The following is a 989-nucleotide window of genomic DNA, read 5'->3' as shown; positions in this document are numbered from 1 at the left end:
TTGCCGAATCTGTCCACCTTCTTCAGCAGTCTTCCGTCAGCGGCAAAATACTTTTTTATGCCGTCCTTATACTGCAAGACATATTGAGAAACAATGCCCTGTCCGTTTATACAGGTATTGTCATATTTTAACTGCATGTCCTTAAGGCTATAGCCTTCCAGCTCAAGATTATCCTTTATTTTGTATTTCTGTCCGTTTTCCAGGTGCAAATACTTGCCTATGGCCCGGTCGTAAAATCTGGAATCCTTTTTCTCACGGACATTATAATATGTATCATAGGTGACTATTTCAATGGAATCAAATTCAAAGCCCCAGCCTATTCCAAGGGGAGACTGTTTTTGATGGTGGGTGGGGGTATAGTTCCTGTGTATGTCATCTATATTTCCACTGACCAGGGTGCTCCCCTTTTCTTTCGTATAATAGACATATACATATTGACCGTCCGGTGAAACCCCTCTTATATTTGGTTCAACATTATATATATTCTGTACTCTCAAGAACTCTTCTCTATTGATAAGATTATATGACCTGACCAGCTCATCGGCAATTTCAGTATAGGCATAATTATTCAGTATTACTTTACGCCTTACCTCAAGGTTATACCTGAAAAATGACTGGTTTATTTTTACATATTCAGTTTCACCGAGTTCTTCACCTGAATTGTATCGAGAGGTCAAGGTTAAATCCAGACCGTTTTTCCCAGGGAGGTAAACATCCTCATTTTCTACTGCAAGGTTTCCAGTATTCATTTCAACCTTGTCTTCTGCATACCGGTCATAGCTGAAGGGAGCCTTGTACTGTTCTCCCGCTGCAGCCGCTGCCAGGCTATTGGCTGTAGATTCCTCTCCCTGGTTCATACTGCCGGTCTTTTCAGTCAGGTCATCCAAGGCTGCCTTTTGGCTGTGAGCCGTGAAATATGCCTCCACCTTGGCATAAAAGTCCTTCCACTTAATATTGTTCTTTTCTGTATAATCCAAAAACCAATTAAG

General features: G+C 41.3%; 1 protein-coding gene. It reads right to left on the bottom strand.

The features are described from left to right. Positions 1-989 (bottom strand): hypothetical protein (locus CLHUN_RS22295; RefSeq protein ID WP_165755832.1); only part of this gene is annotated, 989 nt, incomplete at both ends.

Origin of the sequence: Ruminiclostridium hungatei, assembly GCF_002051585.1 — a bacterium.
Taxonomy (GTDB): Bacteria; Bacillota; Clostridia; order Acetivibrionales; family DSM-1351; genus Ruminiclostridium; species Ruminiclostridium hungatei.
The sequence above is the reverse complement of the archived record's forward strand: the minus strand, read 5'-3'. Positions and strand labels throughout refer to the sequence as shown.